This window comes from Acidobacteriota bacterium (assembly GCA_028875725.1).
GTDB lineage: Bacteria > Acidobacteriota > Thermoanaerobaculia > Multivoradales > Multivoraceae > Multivorans.
In genome coordinates this window covers 34,822-55,932 of record JAPPCR010000019.1, presented here as the reverse complement: position 1 = coordinate 55,932, position 21,111 = coordinate 34,822, and the positions used below count along the sequence as shown (strand labels likewise).

At 69.5% G+C, this 21,111-nt stretch carries 20 protein-coding genes; 10 read left to right on the top strand and 10 right to left on the bottom strand.

Features of this window, described 5'->3' with window-relative positions:
* Positions 1-12: 12 nt before the first annotated feature.
* From OXI49_14780 to dut, 5 genes are all read left to right on the top strand, one after another.
* Complete coding sequence (locus OXI49_14780) at positions 13-2,466, top strand: hypothetical protein (protein MDE2691776.1); 2,454 nt, start codon at positions 13-15, stop codon at positions 2,464-2,466.
* A complete protein-coding gene (locus OXI49_14775; GenBank protein ID MDE2691775.1) occupies positions 2,463-2,933 on the top strand; it encodes a type II secretion system protein in 471 nt (156 codons plus the stop codon). The genes OXI49_14780 and OXI49_14775 overlap by 4 nt, the downstream gene beginning before the upstream one ends.
* A gap of 1 nt (position 2,934) precedes the next feature.
* Complete coding sequence (locus OXI49_14770) at positions 2,935-3,384, top strand: type II secretion system protein (GenBank protein ID MDE2691774.1); 450 nt, start codon at positions 2,935-2,937, stop codon at positions 3,382-3,384.
* Positions 3,371-4,096 (top strand): hypothetical protein, encoded by a 726-nt coding sequence (locus tag OXI49_14765; protein ID MDE2691773.1) that lies wholly within the window; start codon positions 3,371-3,373, stop codon positions 4,094-4,096. The genes OXI49_14770 and OXI49_14765 overlap by 14 nt, the downstream gene beginning before the upstream one ends.
* A 70-nt stretch (positions 4,097-4,166) precedes the next feature.
* Complete coding sequence (dut, locus tag OXI49_14760; protein MDE2691772.1) at positions 4,167-4,625, top strand: dUTP diphosphatase; 459 nt, start codon at positions 4,167-4,169, stop codon at positions 4,623-4,625.
* A gap of 83 nt (positions 4,626-4,708) precedes the next feature.
* On the opposite strand, the gene OXI49_14755 is transcribed toward dut, so the two are convergent.
* Positions 4,709-5,299 carry a YqgE/AlgH family protein gene (locus OXI49_14755; protein ID MDE2691771.1) on the bottom strand — a complete coding sequence of 197 codons (591 nt, stop codon included), beginning with the start codon at positions 5,297-5,299 and terminating at the stop codon, positions 4,709-4,711.
* 122 nt (positions 5,300-5,421) lie between these two features.
* Here OXI49_14755 and acnA point away from each other — a divergent pair, with 122 nt between their 5' ends.
* From acnA to OXI49_14740, 3 genes are all read left to right on the top strand, one after another.
* On the top strand, positions 5,422-8,157 hold the full coding sequence (gene acnA, locus OXI49_14750; protein MDE2691770.1) for an aconitate hydratase AcnA: 2,736 nt from the start codon (positions 5,422-5,424) through the stop codon (positions 8,155-8,157).
* A 55-nt stretch (positions 8,158-8,212) separates the two neighbouring features.
* Entirely contained in the window at positions 8,213-8,842 is a 630-nt protein-coding gene (locus tag OXI49_14745; GenBank protein MDE2691769.1) for a radical SAM protein, read from the top strand.
* 129 nt (positions 8,843-8,971) lie between these two features.
* Positions 8,972-10,237 (top strand): citrate synthase, encoded by a 1,266-nt coding sequence (locus OXI49_14740; GenBank protein ID MDE2691768.1) that lies wholly within the window; start codon positions 8,972-8,974, stop codon positions 10,235-10,237.
* Here OXI49_14740 and OXI49_14735 read toward each other — a convergent pair.
* Entirely contained in the window at positions 10,234-10,755 is a 522-nt protein-coding gene (locus OXI49_14735) for a MaoC family dehydratase (GenBank protein ID MDE2691767.1), read from the bottom strand. The two genes, OXI49_14740 and OXI49_14735, sit on opposite strands and share 4 nt — an antisense overlap.
* A complete protein-coding gene (locus OXI49_14730) occupies positions 10,752-11,873 on the bottom strand; it encodes a CaiB/BaiF CoA-transferase family protein (protein ID MDE2691766.1) in 1,122 nt (373 codons plus the stop codon). Before OXI49_14730 ends, OXI49_14735 begins: the two co-directional genes overlap by 4 nt.
* A gap of 50 nt (positions 11,874-11,923) precedes the next feature.
* On the opposite strand from OXI49_14730, the gene pcnB reads away from it, so the two are divergent.
* Complete coding sequence (gene pcnB, locus OXI49_14725; GenBank protein ID MDE2691765.1) at positions 11,924-13,207, top strand: polynucleotide adenylyltransferase PcnB; 1,284 nt, start codon at positions 11,924-11,926, stop codon at positions 13,205-13,207.
* 124 nt (positions 13,208-13,331) lie between these two features.
* Here pcnB and OXI49_14720 read toward each other — a convergent pair whose 3' ends face one another.
* The 7 genes from OXI49_14720 to OXI49_14690 are packed head-to-tail and all read right to left on the bottom strand — an operon-like array spanning position 13,332 to position 20,462.
* The gene (locus OXI49_14720) at positions 13,332-14,858 is read right to left on the bottom strand and encodes a mercuric reductase (protein MDE2691764.1); all 1,527 of its coding nucleotides are present in this window, start codon (positions 14,856-14,858) and stop codon (positions 13,332-13,334) included.
* A complete protein-coding gene (locus tag OXI49_14715; protein ID MDE2691763.1) occupies positions 14,855-15,544 on the bottom strand; it encodes a TVP38/TMEM64 family protein in 690 nt (229 codons plus the stop codon). Before OXI49_14715 ends, OXI49_14720 begins: the two co-directional genes overlap by 4 nt.
* Positions 15,541-16,899, bottom strand: coding sequence for a DUF4301 family protein (locus OXI49_14710; GenBank protein MDE2691762.1), 1,359 nt, complete (start codon positions 16,897-16,899; stop codon positions 15,541-15,543). The genes OXI49_14715 and OXI49_14710 overlap by 4 nt, the downstream gene beginning before the upstream one ends.
* Positions 16,900-16,903: 4 nt before the next feature.
* On the bottom strand, positions 16,904-17,470 hold the full coding sequence (gene rfbC, locus OXI49_14705; GenBank protein ID MDE2691761.1) for a dTDP-4-dehydrorhamnose 3,5-epimerase: 567 nt from the start codon (positions 17,468-17,470) through the stop codon (positions 16,904-16,906).
* Positions 17,467-18,354 carry a glucose-1-phosphate thymidylyltransferase RfbA gene (gene rfbA / locus OXI49_14700; protein MDE2691760.1) on the bottom strand — a complete coding sequence of 296 codons (888 nt, stop codon included), beginning with the start codon at positions 18,352-18,354 and terminating at the stop codon, positions 17,467-17,469. The genes rfbC and rfbA overlap by 4 nt, the downstream gene beginning before the upstream one ends.
* On the bottom strand, positions 18,351-19,457 hold the full coding sequence (gene rfbB, locus OXI49_14695; protein MDE2691759.1) for a dTDP-glucose 4,6-dehydratase: 1,107 nt from the start codon (positions 19,455-19,457) through the stop codon (positions 18,351-18,353). Before rfbB ends, rfbA begins: the two co-directional genes overlap by 4 nt.
* A gap of 6 nt (positions 19,458-19,463) precedes the next feature.
* A complete protein-coding gene (locus OXI49_14690) occupies positions 19,464-20,462 on the bottom strand; it encodes a 3'(2'),5'-bisphosphate nucleotidase (GenBank protein ID MDE2691758.1) in 999 nt (332 codons plus the stop codon).
* 46 nt (positions 20,463-20,508) lie between these two features.
* Here OXI49_14690 and OXI49_14685 point away from each other — a divergent pair, with 46 nt between their 5' ends.
* Positions 20,509-21,090, top strand: a complete 582-nt coding sequence (locus tag OXI49_14685; protein MDE2691757.1) for a sigma-70 family RNA polymerase sigma factor — start codon at positions 20,509-20,511, stop codon at positions 21,088-21,090.
* Positions 21,091-21,111 lie beyond the last annotated feature (21 nt).

The following is a 21,111-nucleotide window of genomic DNA, read 5'->3' as shown; positions in this document are numbered from 1 at the left end:
GATCTGAACCACATGAACGAACACGATCGACAACCAGACCGGCGGCAACGGCGGCGCGCGCTCTCACTGGGGCTGGCGCTGCTCCTGATCCTCGCTTCCTGCAGCGGCTACCGGAGCTTCCGGGAGGCGCAGCACGCGGAGCTCACGGGCGACTGGGACACCGCCGTGCTCCGTTACATGGAACTGGTCACCGAGGACCCGGCGGATCTCCGCTACCGGGCCGGCCTGCTGCGGGCCAAGACCCAGGCCGCCCATGCCCACTTCGAAGCGGGCAGGAAGTTGCAGGAGGCCGGCCGTGACCGGGACGCGATGCTCGAGATGCAGCGGGCCGTGCAGCTCGATCCGACCAATCAGTACGCCCTGACCGAACTCGAGAAGCTCCGCACGAAGATCGAAACCAGCGGCCTCCAGCCCAGGACCATCTCCCAGATGAAGGACGATGCCCGCGCCGCCGAGCCGATGCCGCCGACGCTCAGTCCGCTGTCCAACGAGCCGGTCAGCTTCGACTTTCCGAACGCGACGTTCATGGAGGTCTACCGGGCGATCGGGCAGGCCTTCGGGATCAACATCGTCTTCGACACCAGGCTGCGCGACGCAGCGGTCGGGCCCGAGGGCATCGAGTTGCGCGACGTGACGGCGATCGAGGGTCTCGAGATCCTGATGCACAGCCTCGGCCACTTCTACCGCGTGCTCGACGAACAGACGATCATGATCCTCCAGGACACGCAGCAGAACCGCCAGCGGTTCGAGGACCGCATCATCCAGACGTTCTTCCTCTCGAACTCGGAAGTGAGTGACGTGATGACCATCCTGCGCAGCCTGCTGAACACGCGGTTCATCGCGACCAACGAACGGCTGAACGCGATCGCCATGCTCGACAGCGTGGAGAAGGTCAAGATCGCGGAACGGCTGATCGAGCAGAACGACAAGGCGAAGGCCGAGGTTGTCGTCGACGTGGAACTGCTCCAGATCGACACATCGAAGCTCCAGGAACTCGGAATGTCCCTGGACGCCAACCGCCTCGGCATCAGCCTCGACATCGGCGGAGAGGAGGTGCCGCTCAGGATGTCGGACGTGGAGTCCCTGAATCAGAACAACTGGGTGCTGAGCGTGCCCGGCTTCCTGTTCGACTTCGTCAAGACTGCGACCGACGCCCAGACCCTGGCCAAACCGCAGGTGCGGATCACGGAGGGTGAAGAGGCGTCGTTCTCGATCGGCGACAGGGTGCCGATCCCGGTCACCAGCTTCAACACTGCGAACACGGCGGGCAGCAACATCGTGCCGATCACCTCCTACCAGTACCAGAACGTCGGCATCGACGTGCAGATCACGCCGCGGGTGCATCACAACGAAGAGGTCTCGCTCGAACTCGACATCGAGGTCAGCAACATCAGCGGCCGGATCGAAAGCCAGCCGATCATCGGCAGCCGCAACATCAACACCAGCATCCGGCTGCGGGACGGAGAGACGAACTTCCTGGCCGGGTTGATCCGAACGTCCGAGACGAATACTCAGGGCGGGATTCCCGGGCTGTCCGAGATCCCCGTGCTGGGGCGTCTCTTCTCCCGGCGCTCGACCGACAACAAGCGCACCGACATCGTGCTGACCCTGACCCCCCACATCATCCGGCGCGCGGACATCCGGGAGGAGGACCTCGCGCCCATCTGGGTCGGCACGGAGAGCAACGTCGTCTACCGCGGCTCGAGCCCGCGGGTCGACTCCGGCGTCGACGGCCCCTTCGACGAACCGGACGCCACGGACGGCGCCAGCGACGAACTCCAGGACCGGCTGCCGCCGGGCCTGCGGGACGCGGCGCCGGAGGGCCAACAGCCACCGGGGGAGGAAGACGAAGGCCCGCCGCTGGGCGTCGAGCTCGTGCCGCCGCCCGGCAATCCGCCGCGCAACGCCGGTCTGCTGGATTCCACGCGCGCCCCCGGTTCCCCGCGGGTCTCCAATTCCCCGCAGGTCATCCTCCCGGCGGTGTTCCAGGAACGTGCGGAACGCTCCACCGGAGGAGTCGAACTCACGTTCGCCCCTGAAGCGCTGCGTGCAAGCGTCGGCGACAGTGTCGAGGTGCGGCTGGACGTCCGGTCCACGGCGCCGCTTTCCCACCTGCCGCTGCGGCTGCGCTTCGACCCGTCTCTGATCGAGGTCACGGCCGTGCGGGCAGGTTCGTTCCTTGGGGGCGAAGACGAGATCTCGCTGATGACCGACGACTCGACACCGGGCACTGTCGTGGTGGGCCTGAGCCGTTTGGGCGAGCGGCCGGGTGTGGCCGGCAGGGGACGTCTGCTGGCGCTCGAGGTGCGGGCCATGGACCCCGGCACGGCAACCATCGCCGTGGAGCATGCCCGGCCCAGAGGCCCGGCCCTCGAAGAGCTGGCCTCGCCCACCGTGCAGCCGCTCGAGATCGAGATCCGGGACGGCGATAGTGCGGATCGTGAACGGCCGGAGACGGTCGCATGAAGCGGGCGGGCGCGTGGCGGCGGGCCGGCTACACGCTAGTCGAACTGGTCACGGTCTGCGCCGTGATGCTGGTCCTCGCTGCCGTCGCCCTGCCCACCGCGACCTTCACGAACAAGCGAATCAAGGAGGCCGAACTGCGCTCCCACCTCCGCCAGATGCGGAACGCGATCGACGAGCACAAGCGCTACAGCGACGTGGGGCTCATCCCGATCGAGATCGGCACCGACGGCTATCCAGGTGAACTCGAGAACCTGGTGGAGCCGATCCAGCTCATCGGGCAGGCGGAGGGCGAGATCCGGTTCCTCCGCCGCATCCCCGTCGACCCGATGACCGGCGAGGCGGAGTGGGGGCTCCTGAGTTACCAGGACGACCCGGACGACCGTGCCTGGGGAGGCGAGAACGTCTACGACGTCTACTCCCTGAGCGACGGCCTCGGTCTGAACCGGGTCGCTTACCGGGAGTGGTGAAATGAACGAACGCGTCCGAGCCCGGCGCCCGGAATCCCAGGGTGGCATGTCGCTGCTGGAACTCATCATCGTCATGGCGATCATCGGCATCCTGGCCGCGGTCGCCGTGCCCCTGCTCAAGAACGCGCCCCGGCGGGCCCAGGAGGCGGCCCTCAAGCAGAACCTCCGGGTCATGCGCGACGCGATCGAGCAGCACTACGCCGACAAGGGCCACTACCCGCCGAGCCTCCAGGCGCTCGTCGAGCAGGAGTACCTGCGCGCGATACCGCCCGACCCGATCACTCGCAGCACCGAGACCTGGGTCGAGGTGTTGGCCGAGTTCCCTTCATCAGCCGACGAAGACCCCTGGGCCGAGACCGACCTGTCCCCGTTCGGGGATCCGGGAGTCGAGGACGTCCACTCCGGTTCGGAAGAGAACTCGCTGAACGGGGAGGCCTATGCCAACTGGTGACCGCGGGGTCCGCCGCAGCCAGGGGCGGACCCGCCACTCCGAAGCCGGCTACAACCTGGTGGTCCTGGCCGTCCTGATCACGGTGATGAACATCGCGGTCGCGGCCGCGCTGCCCTACTGGAGCAGTTGGGCGCAGCGACAGAAGGAAACGGAACTCATCTTCCGCGGCCTGCAGTACGCCGAGGCGATCCGCATCTTTCGCGTGCGCCAGGGACGCCTGCCGACCGCGCTCGAGGAGCTCGTTGAAGTAGAGCCCCGTACGATTCGCCAACTGTGGCCCAACCCGATGGCCGAGGACGGTCGCTGGGGCCTGCTCATGCAGGGAGGGCCGAGCAATCCCGGCCGAAGCGGCAACCAGACAGGCGGCGCGCAGCCGGCGACCAACGCGGGGGCCGTCGCGGCCGCCGGCGGAGGTTCCATGACGGCCGTGCCGCCGCCGAACGAGGAAGAAGGCGAAGGTCCCGTCGTCGGACCGATCCTCGGCGTCTACAGCGCCACTCCCGGTCCCTCGAAGCGCGTGTTCAACGGCCAGCAGGATGTCGGAGACTGGTACTTCACAAGCGAACTGATCCAGCTCAGGCCAGGCAATGCGGCCGACGGACGGCCGCCGCCCCGGCTGACCAGCGAGTGGATCGGCAAGCCGTTCCCGCCCGGAGTGCTCGAAGGCCCGGCGGTCCAGGACGGTACGGCGCCCGGCAGAGAGGCCCGTTGAGCCGGGCACCCTTGTGGCGCGACCCGCGCCACACGCGTCTCAGTCCGCGCGCCCGTCAGCGGGCGCACGGATGACATCCGCCGTCGCCGTCAGGATCCGCCAGCTGCCTCACGCCGCCGGCCTGCCGGAGCGGGCTTCGACCGGCAGCGCCGGCTACGACCTGCGCGCGGCCACCTCCGGGCCGGTCCGGATCGGGCCCGGCGCGCGCTGTCTGATCCCGACCGGTCTCGTCCTCGGCCTGCCGCCTGGCTACGAAGCCCAGATCCGGCCTCGCAGCGGACTCGCGTTCCGCCAGGGCCTGACGGTCCTGAACGCCCCCGGCACGATCGACAGCGACTACCGCGGCGAAGTCAAGCTGCTGCTGGTCAACCTGGGCGACGAGCCCGTCGATGTCGAACACGGCGAGCGGCTGGCGCAGATGGTGGTGGCCGCCGTTCCCGAAGTCACGTTCCGGGAGGACGACGCCCTCGGCCGGCAGCCGACGGAGGGCGACCGCAACGACGGCGGCTTCGGGTCCACCGGCACCTGATCGGCCCACGGTGATCATCCGCCCGGACAAGCCGGCCAGAAGACCGGCGCACCGGCACTTGACGCCTCGGACCTCTCCGTCCGTTAGTTGGAGTCGCCGTCGCCGGCGGTCCAGCTCGGCAGGGACGCCGGATCGATCCCCAGCGAGGCGAGCGCGCCAGACCAGGCATCCACCGGGTCGCCGGAAAACACGATCGATTCCTCGATCGGCGCCGTCAGCCAGTCGCTGCGGCTGACTTCCCGCATCAACTGACCCGGCGCCCAGCCCGCGTGCCCCAGGAGCAGCCGCATCCGGTCCGGCGCGCTACGGGCGAGCGTACGCAGCGCCAGGATGTTCTGCGTCGCTCCGACGCCCGGAGCGATCTCCGTGATGCCGTCCCGCTCCAGGCCGCTCAGGCCGTCGAGAGACAGCAGCACCGTGCCGACCTCAGGCTGCACCGGACCGCCGACGAAGGCCACGACTTCCGAGTCACCGGACCACTCGATGTCGAGTTCACGCAGGACCTCGTCGACCTTGAGCTGGCTCGGCCGGTTGACGACAAAGCCCAGGCTACCCCCTTCGCCGCCGTCCTCGTGAGCCGCGAGCAGCACGACCGCCCGAAAGAAGAAGGGATCGAGAACCTGGGGCATGGCGACCAGCAGCGTCGGCGTCTCGAAGTCGTCCACCCCGGGCATGGGCGCGACTCTACACGCGGCCATGCGGGCGGCGGGACGGCTTTGGGTAATCTCCGGCCCAGGCCGCACTTGAACTTCAAACGTCCGGCTGCCCAGGCCGGCGATCACCGAGAGAGCCTGACATGACGAACAGCTTCGGCGCGATAAGGACGATGAACGCCGCCGGCCGATCCTTCCGGATCGCTCACCTGCCGACTCTGAGCGCCGCCGGCCTGCCGGTGGAGCGCCTGCCGTACGCCCTGAAGATCCTGCTCGAGAACCTGCTTCGCCGGGAGGACGGTCACGCCGTGCCGGCCGCCGACATCGAGGCCGTCGCCCGCTGGGAACCCCGGGCCGAGCCGAACGTCGAAATCGCCTTCATGCCCGGACGGGTGCTGCTTCAGGACTTCACTGGCGTCCCCGCGGTGGCCGACCTGGCCGCGATGCGCGACGCGATGGCGGCCATGGGCAGCGATGCCGCCCGGATCAACCCGCTCCAGCCAGCGGAACTGGTGATCGACCACTCGGTGCAGGTCGACGAGTACGGCTCCGCCGCCGCGCTCCTGATCAACGCCGAACGGGAGTTCGAGCGCAACGAGGAACGCTACCTGTTCCTGCGCTGGGGGCAGACCGCCTTCGAGAACTTCCGCGTCGTGCCGCCGGCGACCGGCATCGTCCACCAGGTGAACCTCGAGTACCTGGCGCGCGGCGTCATGCATTCGCAGAACGGTCGCGCCGAGCCGCCCTTCGCCTACCCCGACACCCTCGTGGGCACCGACTCCCACACCACGATGATCAACGGCCTGGGCGTCCTCGGCTGGGGCGTGGGCGGCATCGAGGCGGAGGCCGCGATGCTCGGTCAGCCGATCGCGATGCTGGTGCCGCAGGTCGTCGGCTTCCGCCTCGTCGGCGCCCTGCCGGAGGGCACCACCGCCACCGACCTCGTGCTGCGGGTCACCGAGATGCTGCGCAGCCACGGAGTCGTCGGCAAGTTCGTCGAGTTCTTCGGCCCCGGGCTCGCCGAGCTCAGACTCGCCGACCGCGCGACGATCGCGAACATGGCGCCCGAGTACGGAGCCACCTGCGGCATCTTCCCGATCGACCGCGCCGCCATCGACTACCTCCGGTTCACCGGCCGCAGCGAAGCGCAGGTGGAACTGGTCGAGGCGTACTGCCGCGAACAGGGGCTCTTCCACGATCAGGACACGCCGGAGGCCGAGTACAGCGACACGCTGGAGCTGGACCTGGCCACGGTCGAGCCGTCGCTGGCCGGACCAAGGCGGCCCCAGGATCGGGTTCCCCTGTCCGGGGTCAAGGACTCCTTCCTCGGCCAGTTGCCTCAATTGTCGACCCGCGGCAGCGGCCTGCCGGTGCTCGACGGCGACGGCGGCGCCGATCCCGCCCCGGCAACCGACAAGGCGGGGGACGCCGGTGAACCGGCCGGGATCACGGACGGTTCCGTGGTCATCGCCGCGATCACGAGCTGCACGAACACCTCGAACCCGTCCGTCATGCTGGCCGCCGGACTGCTGGCGAAGAAGGCCGTCGAGGCGGGGCTCCGGACCCGGCCGTGGGTGAAGACGAGTCTGGCGCCCGGGTCCAAGGTCGTCACCGACTACCTGGCTGAAGCCGGCCTGACCGCCTACCTGGAGCAGCTCGGCTTCCACACCGTCGGCTACGGCTGCACGACCTGCATCGGCAACAGCGGCCCGTTGCCGCCCGCGACATCGGCCGCGATCGCCGAAGGCGAGCTGGTCACGGTTTCCGTCCTCTCGGGGAACCGCAACTTCGAGGGCCGGATCTCGAGCGAAGTACGCGCCAACTACCTGGCCTCCCCGCCCCTGGTCGTGGCCTACGCGCTCGCCGGCCGCATCGACATCGACCTGTACCGCGAGCCCCTCGCCGACGGCCCCGACGGTCCCGTCTACCTGCGCGACATCTGGCCGGCCCAGGGCGCCATCCAGGCTGCCCTCGAGAACTCGCTGAGGCCGGAGATGTTCACGCGGCAGTACTCGGACGTGTTCTCGGGAAGCGAAGCCTGGCAGGCGCTCGACGTTCCAGCCGGACAGACGTTCGACTGGCAGGACGACTCGACCTACGTCAAGCAGCCGCCGTTCTTCGCCGACATGCCGCGGCAGCCCGAGCCGGTACGGGATATCACCGGCGCCCGTGTGCTGGCGCTGCTCGGCGACACGGTGACCACGGATCACATCTCACCCGCCGGCCCGATCAGCCCGGACAGCCCGGCCGGGCACTACCTCCGCGAGCTCGGCGTGGAGCCCGCCGACTTCAACGCCTACGGCGCGCGCCGCGGCAACCACGAAGTCATGATGCGGGGCACGTTCGCCAACGTCCGCCTGCGCAATCACCTAGTGCCGGGAGTCGAGGGCGGCTACACCGTGCTCCTGCCGGAAGGCGAGCAGATGTCGATCTTCGACGCGTCGATGGCCTACCGCGAACGCGGCGTGCCCCAGATCATCCTGGCCGGCCTCGAGTACGGCACGGGTTCGTCGCGCGACTGGGCAGCCAAGGGGCCCCGGCTCCTCGGCGTGCGAGCGGTCATCGCCAGGAGCTACGAACGGATCCACCGCAGCAACCTGGTCGGGATGGGGATCGCGCCGCTCGAGTTCCTGGAGGGCGAAGGCCCTACCGAACTGGGGCTCACCGGCCGCGAGGAGTACGCCATCGAAGGGCTTGCCGCCGGGCTTGCCGCGGACTTCGAGCCCGGCCTGACCGTGCGAGTGCGGGCCACGGGCGACGGCGGCGAGACCGCCTTCCGCGCGCGCGTTCGCCTCGACACGCCCCAGGAGGCGGAGTACTACCGGCACGCCGGCATACTCCAGTACGTGCTGCGACAGCTCCTTGACGACGACGCCTGATCGACGTCTTCCGGTCGATCCGGTCGCCGCGCTTCCGGCCCGCGAGCGCCTCAGGATCAACGAGATCTTCTACTCGATCCAGGGCGAGTCGACCTTCGCGGGCCGCCCCTGCGTACTGGTGCGACTCACCGGCTGCCAGATGCGCTGCACCTGGTGCGACACCGAGTACAGCTTCTACGAAGGCGCCTGGATGCGGGTCGACGACGTCATCGAGCGGGTGCTCTCGTACGATTGTCCCCTGGCCGAAGTCACCGGCGGCGAGCCGCTGCTCCAGCCCGGGGTCCACACCCTGATGAGCGGCTTGTGCGACCGCGGCCTCGAGGTCCTGCTCGAGACCGGCGGCGGACTCGACATCTCCGGGGTCGACCCGCGCGTCAGGCGAATCGTCGACCTGAAGTGCCCGGCCAGCGGCGAAGCGGAGAACAACCACTGGCCGAACCTCATGCACCTGCGAGCGACGGACGAGGTGAAGCTCGTGATCCACGATCGCGGCGACTACGAGTGGGCGCGAAACGCCATCCGGGCGCATCGGATCGACCGGCTCTGCACCGTCCATCTGTCGCCCGTCTGGAGCGCGCTGGAGCCCGCCGAACTCGCCTCGTGGGTGCTCGAGGACCGGCTGCCGGCGAGGGTCTCGCTGCAGCTTCACAAGACGCTCTGGGGCGGCGAAGAACGCGGCGTCTGAACCGGACCGCGCCGCCCCCCACGAGCGCATTGGGGACTGCTACACTCCGCGCCGAATGCGGCCCAGGACGATTCGCATGCCGGGAAGGACAGAACTCTGGGGGGAGGAAGAAGGGGTGAGACAGTCAAGATGAAAGCGGCCAAGCTGACCTACGAGGACCAGGAGTACGAATTCCCCGTTGTCGTCGGCTCCGAGGGCGAAGTGGCGATCCAGAGCCACGCGCTCCGGAGCCTGACCGGTGCCATAACGCTCGACCCCGGCTACGGAAACACCGGTTCCTGCCGCAGCGCCATCACGTTCATCGACGGCGAGCAGGGAATCCTGCGCTATCGCGGCTACCCCATCGAGCAGCTCGCGGAAGAGGCGTCCTTCGTCGAGGTCTGCTACCTGCTGATCTACGGCGAGCTGCCCAACGAAGAGGAACTCGAGGATTTTCGCGCCAGGCTGCGGCGGCACACGCTGATCCACGAGGACATGAAGAAGTTCTTCGAGGCATACCCGCCGACGGCCCATCCGATGGCCATCCTCTCCTCGATGATCTCATCGCTGGCCACGTTCTACTCCGAGGACGAGAATGTCGACCTGCACGTCGTCCGCCTGATCGCCAAGCTGCCGACCATCGCCTCGTTCTCCTACAAGAAGTCGATCGGCCAGCCCTTCGTCTACCCGCAGAACGACCTCGGCTACGCCGAGAACTTCCTGAACATGATGTTCTCCGTCCCGTGCGAAGACTACGAGCCACCGCCGGTTCTGGCCCGGGCCCTGAACATGCTGCTCATCCTGCACGCCGACCACGAGCAGAACTGCTCCACCTCGACGGTGCGCATGGTCGGCAGTTCCGGCGCGAGTCTGTTCGCCGCGATCTCGGCCGGCATCGACGCCCTGTCCGGCCCGCTTCACGGCGGCGCGAACCAGCAGGTGATCGAGATGCTGGAGGCGATCCGCGACAGCGGCGACGACTTCAGCAAGTTCGTCGACCGCGCCAAGGACAGGGACGATCCCTTCCGCCTGATGGGCTTCGGACACCGCGTCTACAAGAACTTCGATCCGCGCGCCAGCATCCTGAAGGGCGCCGCGGACGAGGTGCTCGCGGAACTCGGCGTGAACGATCCGCTGCTGGAGATTGCCAAGAGCCTGGAAGAGGTCGCCCTGCGGGACCAGTTCTTCGTCGACCGCAAGCTCTACCCGAACGTCGACTTCTACAGCGGCATCATCTACCGGGCGATGGGCCTGCCGACGAACATGTTCACCGTCATGTTCGCTCTGGGCCGGCTGCCCGGCTGGCTGGCCCACTGGAAGGAGATGAGCGTCGACCCGGACAACCGGATCAACCGGCCGCGGCAGATCTACACCGGCGCCGAGGCCCGCGACTACCTACCGCTGGCCGACCGCTAGGCGCGCAGTTCCGGGCGGGTCGGCTTCGCCGGCACGTGGCCCCGGCGGTACACGAGGATCGTACGGTCGAAGGTGATGACCGGCTTGCCGTCCTGGTTGTAGCCGACGGTCCGGAAGCCGACGATTCCCTGGTGCGGCCGCGACTTCGATTCGCGCAAGGAGAGCACTTCGCTCTGCGCGTAGAGGGTGTCGCCCTCGAACACCGGGTTGGGCAGGCGGACGCTGTCCCAGCCCAGGTTCACCGCGTTCTGCGAAAGGTCCGCCACAGTCAGGGCCGTGACCAGCGAAAGCGTGAAGCAGGAGTTGACCAGGGGCCTGCCCCACTCCGTCTGACCGGCATACTCTCGGTCGAAGTGAATCGGGTTCGGGTTCAGGGTGATCATCGTCAGCCACACGTTGTCGCCCTCGGTGACCGTGCGGCCGAGCGCGTGCCGGAACACCTGGCCGACCTCGAAGTCCTCGAAGACCCTGCCGGCGCCGCCGGCAGACGGGGCCTCGTGCGTGTTCGTGTCCGTCATGTCCTCAGGATCGCTCCTTCCTCTTCCAGTTCGACCATGTCTTCCGCGCTGAAGCCCAACGCGGCCAGAACGTCCCCCGTGTGCTCTCCCATCCGCGGTTCACGCCGCCGGAGAGCGCCCGGCGTACGCTCCAGCCGCGGCGCGGGCGCGATGTGGATCTCGCCGTCGGGGCCGACCGGAAACGTGCCGCGCTCGGCGTTGTGGGCGTGCCGGGGCGCCTCGTCGAGGTCGAGCACCGGCGACACGCAGGCGTCCAGCCTGGTGAAGACCTCGGCCCACTCGTCCCGCGTCCGCGTCAGGAAGGCGCGTCGAAACGCCTCGATGTGCTCCGGCCAGCGATCGGTGTCCATCTGCTGGTCGGCGACGTCGACACCGGTGCCTTCGCAAAGGGCGGCGAAGAACTGCGGCTCTATGGCGCCCACCGATACGTAGCCGCCGCACCTGCATTCGTAGCAGCGATAGAACGCGGCGCCGCCTCCGAGCAGTCCGACGCCGGGCGTCGAGCGCGCCCCCTTCTGCCCGAAGTGAACCGCCATCAGCGAAGCGGCCCCGTCGACCATCGCCGCGTCGATGTACTGGCCCCGGCCCGAGCGCTCGCGCTCGAACAGGGCGCAGAGGATGCCGAAAGCGGCCATCAAGCCACCCCCGCCGAAGTCGGCGACCAGGTTGAGCGGCGGCAGGGGCGGGTCGGTGCCGTTGCCGATCTGCGACAGCACGCCCGCCAGGGCGATGTAGTTCACGTCGTGCCCGGCGGCCTGCGCCATCGGGCCCGACTGCCCGTAACCGGTGAGGGAGCAGTACACCAGGCGCTGGTTGAGCGCCGACAGCGTCGCGTAGTCGCAGCCCAGCCGCGCACAGACGCCCGGCCGGTTGCCTTCCAGGAAGACATCGGCCTCCGCCGCCAGCCGGTGCAGGATCCGCTGGCCGCCCGCCGTCTTCAGGTTGAGCGCGATGCTCCGCTTGTTGCGCGACACCATGTCGCCCGAGCGGACCGGCCCGCCGACCGCATTGTCGACCCGCAGCACGTCCGCTCCCATGTCGGCGAGCAGCATGGAACAGTAGGGGCCGGGCGCGAGCCGCGACAGGTCGAGAACCCGCAATCCGTCGAGCGCGCCCACGGGGGCGGAGCCTAGCAGCGCCTCCTTGCCGCCGTTGATACCCTGACCCGATGGAAGCGCCGGCCCCGGCCACCGTACTGCCGCGCTCCGAGCATCCCATCGCCTCACGCCGGCTCTCCGCCGGCGCGCAGAAGGTCCTGCGCCGGCTCCGCCAGAGCGGCAGGAACGCCTGCCTGGTGGGAGGCAGCGTGCGCGACCTGATGCTCGACCGTCGGCCGAAGGACTACGACGTCGTCACCGACGCGCGGCCGGAGGAAGTGCGGCGGTTGTTCAGGAATTCGCGGATCATCGGCCGGCGCTTTCGTCTGGTCCACGTCCTGTTCAGCGACGAGGTGGTCGAGGTGTCCACGTTCCGCGGCGCACCCGATCCCGACGATCAGCGCCGTTCACCGGGCGAACTTCTCGTCACCAGCGACAACACCTACGGCACGCCGCGGCAGGACGCGTTCCGCCGCGACTTCACCGTCAACGCCCTGCTCTACCGTGCCTCGGACCGCGCTGTCGTCGACTACGTCGGCGGCATACAGGACCTGGAGCAGCGCTCCCTGAGGGTGATCGGCGATCCGAACGTGCGCTACCGGGAGGACCCGGTGCGCATGCTGCGCGCCTGCGAGTTTGCCGCCCGACTGGACTTCGAGATCGAGGAGGGTACGCTCGGCGCCGCCTTCGCGCATCGCCGCGACATGGTCAAGGCGTCTCCGCACCGCCTGATCGAGGAGTTGCTCCAATTGCTCGCGAGCGGCCGCAGCGCCGCGGCCTTCGACTGGATGGGACACTCCGGACTGCTGCCGATCGTCCTCCCCGAGGTCGACGAAGTGTCGGAACAGTCGAGCGGGGCGAACAGCTTCGCGAACCTCGCCCGCCTGCTCGACAAACGGGTGCGGGCAGGCCCGGAGGTGCCGCCCGCGGTGCTCCTCTCGTCCCTGCTGCTGCCGCGCGTGGTGGTCGGCAGGGACCGCCTGGAAGCCGGCGGCGCCAGGGTTCACCGCCGCCGTCTGCAGCAACTGGTGGACGACGTGGTGGCCGACTTCGGCCAGCGCTTCGCCCTCTCCGCGGCGCGCCGCAGCAGGATGAAGAAGGCGCTCGAGACCTTCCAGCGGCTATGTGAAGAACCCCGGAACCCGAGAACCGTACCAAGCCTCGTCCGACGCGAAGCCTTCGTGCCCGCTCTCGAGCTCTTCGCCCTCCTCTCCGCCGCCACCGGCAGCGGCGTCGAAGCGCTGGAGAGCTGGCGGCGGCACGCCGAGGCCGCGCCGCCCGGCAAGCCGGCGGACACCGCCAGGCCGCGGAGACGCCGAAGGCGGCGAAGACGGCCGCGCCGGCGCCACTTGTAGGAGCCTGGATGGAACCGGTCGCCCAAGCGGAGCCGGCCTGCGGCCGGCGCGTTCCTGGCCGCCTCCGGCGGCAGCGGGTCAGAAGACCCGCGCACCCAGCGGGCGGTCGGTTCCATCCAAGCTCCTAGCTGGTCAGGCGGAACCAGCGGGCGAACAGGCGCTGGGCGCGGGGCGTGAAGCGCGTCCGCCGCCACTGGTTCGCGGCTCTCTTCAACACCTCGGCTCGCGTCGGGTACGGAAGGATGGTCGAGGTGAAGCGGGAGAGGCCGACGCCGTGTGTCACGGCCAGTGCGAGCGGTGCGATCAGGTCGCCGGCGCCGGCGCCGACCACGGTGGCCCCGAGCACGCGATCGCTGCCCTGCTTCAGCAGAAGCCGCAGGAATCCCTCCTCCTCGCCGTCGAGCAGGGCGCGGTGATTCTCCTCGAAGGACACGTCGATCACGTCCAGAGCAATTCCCTGCTCCTCCGCTTCCCGCCGGTCCAGGCCGGCGTGCGCCACCTCCGGCGCGGTGTAGGTGCAGCGGGGGACGACCAGCCGGTCGGCACGGGCGCTGGGAAAGAAGAGCGCGTTCTGGACGACGACCGCGGCATGGGCGTCGGCCAGGTGGGTGAAGTTGGGCGCGGGCGTCACGTCGCCGGCGGCGAAGATGCGGGGGTTCGTCGTGCGCAGCTTCGCGTCGACCTGGATGCCGCCGGCATCGCTGCGGACGCCGACCTGCTCGAGTCCCAGCCCTTCGACGTTGGGCGCCCGGCCCACGGCCACCAGGAGTTCGTCGCAGGCGGTCTCCCGCTTCTCGCCCTCGCTGTCGACCCAGGCGAGCCGGACGCCGTCGGAGTCCGGCGCCGCCTCCTCGATCCTCGCGCCGAGGGCCAGCTCGACGCCGTCACGGCGAAGCGCCCGTTCGACCAGGGCCGCGGCGTCCGGATCCTCGCGCGGCAGGACGCCGGGCAGCACGTCGAAGGTCGTCACCCGGCTGCCGAGCCGGGCGAAGGCCTGGGAGAGTTCACAGCCGATCGGGCCGGCACCGATGACGGCCAGTCGCTCGGGCCGCTCGGTCAGGGCGAAGACGGTCTCGTTGGTCAGGTAGCCGCAACGCTCGAGGCCCGCGATAGGCGGCGCCTGAGGGCGGGCGCCGGTGGCGATCACGGCCCGCCGGAAGGGCAGTTCGCGGTCGCCGGCGGAACCGGTCACGGCGACCGCGCGATCGGAGAGAAAGCGTCCTTCGCCTAGGTAGACGTCGACGCCGGCATCCCGGAAGCGCTCCGCGCTGTCGTCCCAGCTGATCGCCGCACGTATACGGCGCATGCGCTCCATCGCCGCGGCGAAGTCGCCGGGCCGCTCCGCGCCCGGCGCTCCGAAGCCGGCGTCGGCACGACCGGCGCTCCACCGCCGGGCGGCGGCGATCACGCCCTTGGACGGCACGCAGCCGAAGTTCAGGCAATCGCCGCCCATCAGCCGGCGCTCGATCAGCGCCACCCTGGCGCCCAGTCCCGCGGCGGCGATCGCGGTCACCAGGCCGGCGGTGCCCGCGCCGATGACCACCAGGTGGTATCGCCCGGGCGGCTCCGGGTTCGTCCAGTCGGCGGGCGCAACCCGGTCAGTCAACGCCCGGTCGTGCCTGTCCTCCGCCAGCAGTTCCGGCCTGGTCACTCGCCCACCTCTTCCCTGAGCGCCCGGCGGGCGATGCGGGTGACGACCGTGATGACCGCGATCGTGGCGACCAGCCCGACGCCCGTGAAGACCCAGGTTTCCCAGCCCCGCTCCCCGCCGCCGCCGGCCGCGATCTCGGCCAGGTCGCCGACCACCTTGCCGTAGTACACGTAAAGCAGGGTCGCCGGCAGCATGCCGCTGAAGGCCAGGACGTAGTCGCGCAGCTTCACTCTCGTCAGCCCCAGGGCGTAGTTCAGCAGGACGAAGGGGACGACTGGAGTGAGGCGCAGGAGGAGGACGATCTTGAACCCCTCGCGGCCGACCGCCCGGTCGATCGCGGCGAAGCGGGGCTCCGCGGCGACCTTCCGTTCGATCGCTCCGCGGACCATGTATCTCGACGCCAGGAAGGCGGCCGTCGCGCCCAGCGAGGCGCCGGCGAACACCAGCGCGGTGCCTTCAGCGAGGCCGAAGATGGCGCCCCCGGCGAGGGTGAGCAGCGAACCGGGGATGAAGGCGACGGTCGCCACCGTGTAGCCAAGAACGAACACGACCGGCCCCCACACGCCGAGGCCGTCCACCCAGGCGCTGAACTCGGGCAGGTAACCCGCCACGCGCCGGCCGAACAGCAACAGCGCCACGACCAGGGCCACGACGGCGGCTATGCGAAGCGCCAGCCCGGCCTTCATCGGTCGTCCCCATCGAAGGCCGCTGGCGCCGGGCACTGGTGCTCTTCGCCGGCGAGGTCGAACACGGTCTTGACCGGCGTGTACACCTCACCGGGCAGGTCGACGAACCGCGTCTTCCACCCGGCCATCGAGCCGTTCCACAGGCCGGGGCGCTCCAGCGCGGTCAGCGGCCTGCCGCCGTGACTCTTGTCCACGAGGAAACTGGCGGCGTGATCGACGTAGTCCTCGAGGCGGTACGGTTCGCCGCCGGGCGCCAGAACCGCGCACACCATGAACACCGGGTTGAAGTGCGTGGACCTGCCCAGGATCGCCGACTGTTCAGCGTCCTCCATGTCCATCTGGGCCGTCTCCACGATCTGCAGCCCGACTTCGCCGGACGCGTCCCGCACCCAGAAGGGACCGCCGCCGGCCGTGCCCAGGGTCGGCACGACGCCGCAAACCCGGGACGGTCGACCTGCACTCCGCGCCAGCTCCAGAGCCATGCCGGCCAGAATCCGCAGCCCCCTGACCGCCGGGCCCTGGAACGGTTCCGGCTGCATGTTGTCGATGTTCTTCATCGCGATGAGGTCGTAGCCCTGGTCGGCCAGTCCCTGGAGATTGCGAACCAGCGCGCCATGACCGCCGGGCCGGACGAGCAGTGGGGACGCCGGATCCTCAACGAGCCGGAACGGCCCGCCCCGCTCGCCCAGGGCGATGCTGTCGGTGGCCGGCGACTGGTGGGAGAGGGCGATCTCGAAGCGGCACCCGCAACGCCGCTCGAGCGCCGGCAACCGCTCGGCGAGCAACGCCTCGAACGCTGGCCCGTGCCGCGAAGCGACGGAGAAGTGGAGCGCCGCCAATCCACCGCCGTCGCCGAGGACGGCGGCCGCCTCGACGAGGTGCTCCTCGAGGGCCGTGCGCACCTCACCGCCGGGATAGCGGTGGAAGGGGATCAGGGCCTTCGGAGTGTCGCCGTACCGTTCGAGAGTTTCCGCCGCGCCGGCGGCGGCGTCGAAGGGGAGATGGCGCCGGACCTTCTCGAAGCGGCCGAGCACCGGATCGTCCGGGGCGCCGGCGGCGGCGGCCTTGAGCTCGGCGAAGAGCCGCGAGGCCGCGCCCGAAGCCGGCACGAACCGGACCAACCGTCCGGACGAGGCCGCCGCCCGGCCCGCTTCGGCAAGCCGGTCCGCTTCGGACCCGGCGGGCAGCGGGTCGATGCCGTCGCCGAGCAGGGCCGGCCGGACCAGCCGGGCCTTCGGAGGCGGGTCGCGCAGGATGGCGAGCTGGCGCCGCGCCTCGTCCACGCCGATGCCGTGCGTCTCGAGCTGCTCGCGGTCGGCGGCGCGCAGATCCTCCTCGACTGCGGTCGGCGACATCATCTCAGTAGAAGAACGTCGGCAACTGCTCGAAACATCCCGCGATCGTCGCCGCGGCGCGATCCCGGTCGGAAAGCAGCGGTTCCTCGATCGGCCAGTCGATGCCGACCTGCGGGTCGTTCCAGGCGATTGCGAGCTCGTCGTCGCCGTCGTAGTACTCGTCGCACTTGTACTGCACGTCCGCGGTTTCGCTGACCACGCAGAAGCCGTGGGCGAATCCGCGCGGAATGAAGAGCTGGCGGAAGTTGTCCTCGGAGAGCAGGCAGCCGGTCCACTCCAGGAACGACGGCGAGCCGCGCCGCACGTCGACGGCGACGTCGAACACCTCGCCCCGGGTGACGCGGACGAGCTTGGTCTGCTGCCGGCGGCACTGGAGATGCAGCCCCCGCACAGTGTGCCGGTTCGACCGGGAGTGGTTGTCCTGGACCCAGGGCCGGCCGATGCCGCCTTCCGCGAACGTCGCCGCGTTGTAGCTCTCCAGAAAGAAACCGCGGCCGTCGCGATGAACGACCGGCTCGACGATCAGCACGCTGGGCAGCCCCGTGGCGCGGACCGTTGGCAGGGCGCTCACCGCCCTTCCTCGAGGACCAGGCTGAGGTAGCGGCCGTACCCGTCGCTGGTCTTCGCCGCCAGCCGCCGCAACTGGTCGGCTTCGATGTAGCCCATGCGGTAGGCGACCTCCTCCAGGCAGGCCACTTTCAGTCCCTGCCGCTCCTCGAGCGCCTGAATGAAGTTGCCCGCCTGCAGCAGGGCCTCGTGGGTCCCCGTGTCGAGCCAGGCGATGCCGCGGCCGAGCAGTTCGACCCGGAGCGTCCCTTCGTCCAGGTAGAGCCGGTTCAGGTCGGTGATCTCCAGTTCGCCCCGCACCGAGGGACGGAGCGTCCGCGCCAACTCGACGACGCGGTCGTCGTAGAAGTAGAGGCCCGGCACCGCGTACGGCGACTTCGGCGCCGCCGGCTTCTCCTCCAGGCCGATCACGCGCCGCCCCGCATCGAACTCGACGACGCCGTAGCGCTCCGGATCCCGGACCCGGTAGCCGAAGATCGTGGCGCCGGGCGAGGACATGTGCCGCGCCGCCGCCCGCTGCAAGACGTCCGCCAGTCCGTGGCCGTGGAAGATGTTGTCGCCCAGGGCCAGCGCCGCCCGGGCGCCCCTCAGATGCTCGGCCCCGATCAGGAACGCCTGGGCGATCCCCTCGGGGGCCTCCTGGACGGCGTAGGAGAGCTCGATTCCCAGATCCCGGCCGTCGCCGAGCAGGCGCCGGAACGCGGGCTGGTCGTGCGGCGTGGTGATGATCAGGACCTCCCGCACACCCGCGACCATCAGGCTGGAGAGCGGGTAGTGGATCATCGGCTGGTCGTAGACCGGCAGCAACTGCTTGCTGACCGCCCGCGTCACCGGGTGAAGCCGGGTGCCGGCCCCGCCCGCCAGCAGGATGCCCCGAAGCGGACTCATGTTGCCGCCGTCAACCGCTGCTGCAGTCCCAGCCGGCGCCGTTCGCTGCCGGAAGCGACCGCCTCGCACCAGTCCGGGTGATCGAGGTACCAGCGGACCGTCTCGCGGAGACCCGTTTCGAAGTCGCGCCGCGGCGCCCAATTCAGATCTCTCCGCGCCTTGGCGGCGTCGACCGCATAGCGCAGATCATGGCCCGGCCGGTCTTCGACGAAGGTCACGAGGTCCCGGTAGCTCCCTGCCCCCCTCGCCGCCAGTGAAGGATTCTCCGAGGCCGGGAACTCCGCCTCGAGCGCCGAGCAGACGGCCTCGACGACCTCGAGGTTCGTTCGTTCCGCATCGCCGCCGAAGTTGTAGCTCTGGCCCGGCTCGCCCAGCCGGAGCACACGGAGCAGCCCCTCGCAGTGGTCGTCCACGTGAAGCCAGTCCCGGACGTTCGCACCCTCGCCGTACACCGGAAGCGGCAGTCCGGATGCTGCGTTCAGGATCATCACCGGGATCAGTTTCTCGGGAAACTGGTAGGGACCGTAGTTGTTCGAGCAGTTCGTCACGATCGCCGGCAGGCCGTAGGTACGGCACCAGGAGCGCACGAGATGATCCGCCCCCGCCTTGGACGCCGAGTACGGCGAGCTCGGATCGTAGGGCGTGTCCTCGCGGAACCGCCCTGCCTCGCCGAGGCTTCCGAACACCTCGTCGGTCGAGACGTGGATGAACCGGAACCCCGTCCGCTCCCGTTCCGGCCGCCCGCCGAGATCGAGCCGGGCCGCCTCGAGGAGCTCGTAGGTGCCGAGAACGTTCGTCCGCACGAAGGCTCCGGGGCCGTCGATCGACCGGTCCACGTGGCTTTCGGCCGCCAGGTTCAGGACTGCCGACGGCCGGTGCTCGGCGAACACCCTTCGCACCGCTTCACGGTCCGCGATGTCCCCACGCACGAAGGTGTAGCGGGGGTCGTCGGCCACCCGCTCCAGGTTGCGCAGGCTGCCCGCGTAGGTCAGCTTGTCGAACACGACCACCTGGCGGTTCGCACCGCGAGCGTCGGCGAGCGCGGCAGCCGCGAGGTTGCTGCCGATGAAACCGGCGGCGCCGGTAACGAGGAGCGTCTCCATGGGTTGCTAGGCCGCCGGAGCTTCCGGCAGGACGGCCGACGCCGCCGCCAGGACCTCGCGGTGCAGCAGACCGTTGGTCGCCACGACCCCTCGATTCGTTTCGAGAGTCCGCCCCAGGCTGAAGTCGAGCTCCCGTCCGAAGGCGTCCGTAACGGCGCCGCCGGCTTCCGTCACAACGATGAATCCCGCGGCGTGATCCCAGATCTTCTCGCGGTAGGTGGCGGAAGAGGGCAGGCGGAGGTAGATCGAAGCGTCGCCTCGCGCAATCGCTCCGTACTTGCACTGGCTGTCCATGCGCACGGGAGCCGCCGTGACGCCGAGCCGCTCGGCTATCCCGGCATGCCCGCCCCGGTCCGAGTGCATAGACACCGCCGATTCACAGAACACGGCGGCCGTCGAGTCGGTAATCGGGGAAACGCCGATCCGGCGGGGCGCGTACCCCTCCTCATCCAGCGGCAACTCCCAGGCGCCCCGTCCACGGGTGGCGGCGAACAGGCAGCCGCGACCGTCCGCGGAGGGTAGGTTCGGACAGCCGAGCACTCCCCCCACGACCTCGCCGTCCTCCATCAGGCCGAGCGCGATCGCGTACTGGTCACCGCGCAGGAAGCCCTTCGTACCATCGATCGGATCGAGCACCCAGAACCTGCCGCTCGCGCCGCCGGCGCTCGAACAGCGATCGATCGCTTCGCCAACCTGCTTCGCGGTGACGCCGGGAAGTTCGGATCCGACTGCGTCCACGACCCTGGTCATCACTTCCCGCCCCTCGGGGGTCACGAGGTCCGGCGATGTCTCCTCACCAACGATGGCGTCCTCCGCCGGCAGCGCAAGACTGACCAGTGCCTGGGCCGCGTAGTCCGCGACCGTCACCGGCGAGCGATCGTCCTTGGTCAGGAAGGCGCCCCCAATCTCTGCCTGCAGGCGCCGGGTGACCCGGCTCGCGATGCGGACCGCGCAAACCGCGTCCGCCAGTTCCGCGTAGTTCCTGGAGTCCGGGTCAAGGCGCACGACGGCAATGATACGGGGCAGCCCCACCGCATGCCACACTGAACCGATGCCCCACGGACCGCAGGATGAAGCCGCCCTGGTGGCGGAGGCGATCGAGGGTTCGGAACTCGCCTTCCGGACACTGGTCGAGCGCTACCAGCGGCCCGTCTTCAGTTTGGTCCTGCGGATGGTTCGGGACCACGGTGTCGCCGAGGACGTCACCCAGGAGGTCTTCGTCAAGGCCTGGATGGCGCTCTCCCGCTACGACCCCAGGCGACGTTTCGCAAGCTGGCTGTTCAAGATCGCGAGCAACGCCGCGATCGACCAGCTTCGCCGGAAGAAGCTCCCCACGACGCCGATCGAAACCAGCGACACGGACCAGCTGTCCATCCTGGACCGCATCGAGGACGAGCGCTCGGAGTCCCCCGACACCCTGGTCAAGCGGCGCGAATTGTCGGCCGCTCTCGAAGCGGCGGTGGCGGCTCTGCGACCCGAGTATCGACTCGTCGTTCTGCTCCGGTTCCGGGAGGAACTCCCCTACCGGGACATCGCGGAAGCGACCGGCATGCCGCTCGGAACCGTGAAGACGAACCTGCGCAGGGCGCGCCGCGAGATCGAGGAACGCCTGCGCCAGGATGGCGTAGTGTGAAACACGGCGGATCGGGGACCA

Bases quoted from the DNA above. Each gene is read 5' to 3' on its own strand.
- OXI49_14780 (MDE2691776.1), top strand. From the start codon at position 13: ATGAACGAACACGATCGACAACCAGACCGGCGGCAACGGCGGCGCGCG.
- OXI49_14775 (MDE2691775.1), top strand. From the start codon at position 2,463: ATGAAGCGGGCGGGCGCGTGGCGGCGGGCCGGCTACACGCTAGTCGAA.
- OXI49_14770 (MDE2691774.1), top strand. From the start codon at position 2,935: ATGAACGAACGCGTCCGAGCCCGGCGCCCGGAATCCCAGGGTGGCATG.
- OXI49_14765 (MDE2691773.1), top strand. From the start codon at position 3,371: ATGCCAACTGGTGACCGCGGGGTCCGCCGCAGCCAGGGGCGGACCCGC.
- dut (MDE2691772.1), top strand. From the start codon at position 4,167: ATGACATCCGCCGTCGCCGTCAGGATCCGCCAGCTGCCTCACGCCGCC.
- OXI49_14755 (MDE2691771.1), bottom strand. From the start codon at position 5,299: ATGCCCGGGGTGGACGACTTCGAGACGCCGACGCTGCTGGTCGCCATG.
- acnA (MDE2691770.1), top strand. From the start codon at position 5,422: ATGACGAACAGCTTCGGCGCGATAAGGACGATGAACGCCGCCGGCCGA.
- OXI49_14740 (MDE2691768.1), top strand. From the start codon at position 8,972: ATGAAAGCGGCCAAGCTGACCTACGAGGACCAGGAGTACGAATTCCCC.
- OXI49_14735 (MDE2691767.1), bottom strand. From the start codon at position 10,755: ATGACGGACACGAACACGCACGAGGCCCCGTCTGCCGGCGGCGCCGGC.
- pcnB (MDE2691765.1), top strand. From the start codon at position 11,924: ATGGAAGCGCCGGCCCCGGCCACCGTACTGCCGCGCTCCGAGCATCCC.
- OXI49_14715 (MDE2691763.1), bottom strand. From the start codon at position 15,544: ATGAAGGCCGGGCTGGCGCTTCGCATAGCCGCCGTCGTGGCCCTGGTC.
- OXI49_14710 (MDE2691762.1), bottom strand. From the start codon at position 16,899: ATGTCGCCGACCGCAGTCGAGGAGGATCTGCGCGCCGCCGACCGCGAG.
- rfbA (MDE2691760.1), bottom strand. From the start codon at position 18,354: ATGAGTCCGCTTCGGGGCATCCTGCTGGCGGGCGGGGCCGGCACCCGG.
- rfbB (MDE2691759.1), bottom strand. From the start codon at position 19,457: ATGGAGACGCTCCTCGTTACCGGCGCCGCCGGTTTCATCGGCAGCAAC.
- OXI49_14685 (MDE2691757.1), top strand. From the start codon at position 20,509: ATGCCCCACGGACCGCAGGATGAAGCCGCCCTGGTGGCGGAGGCGATC.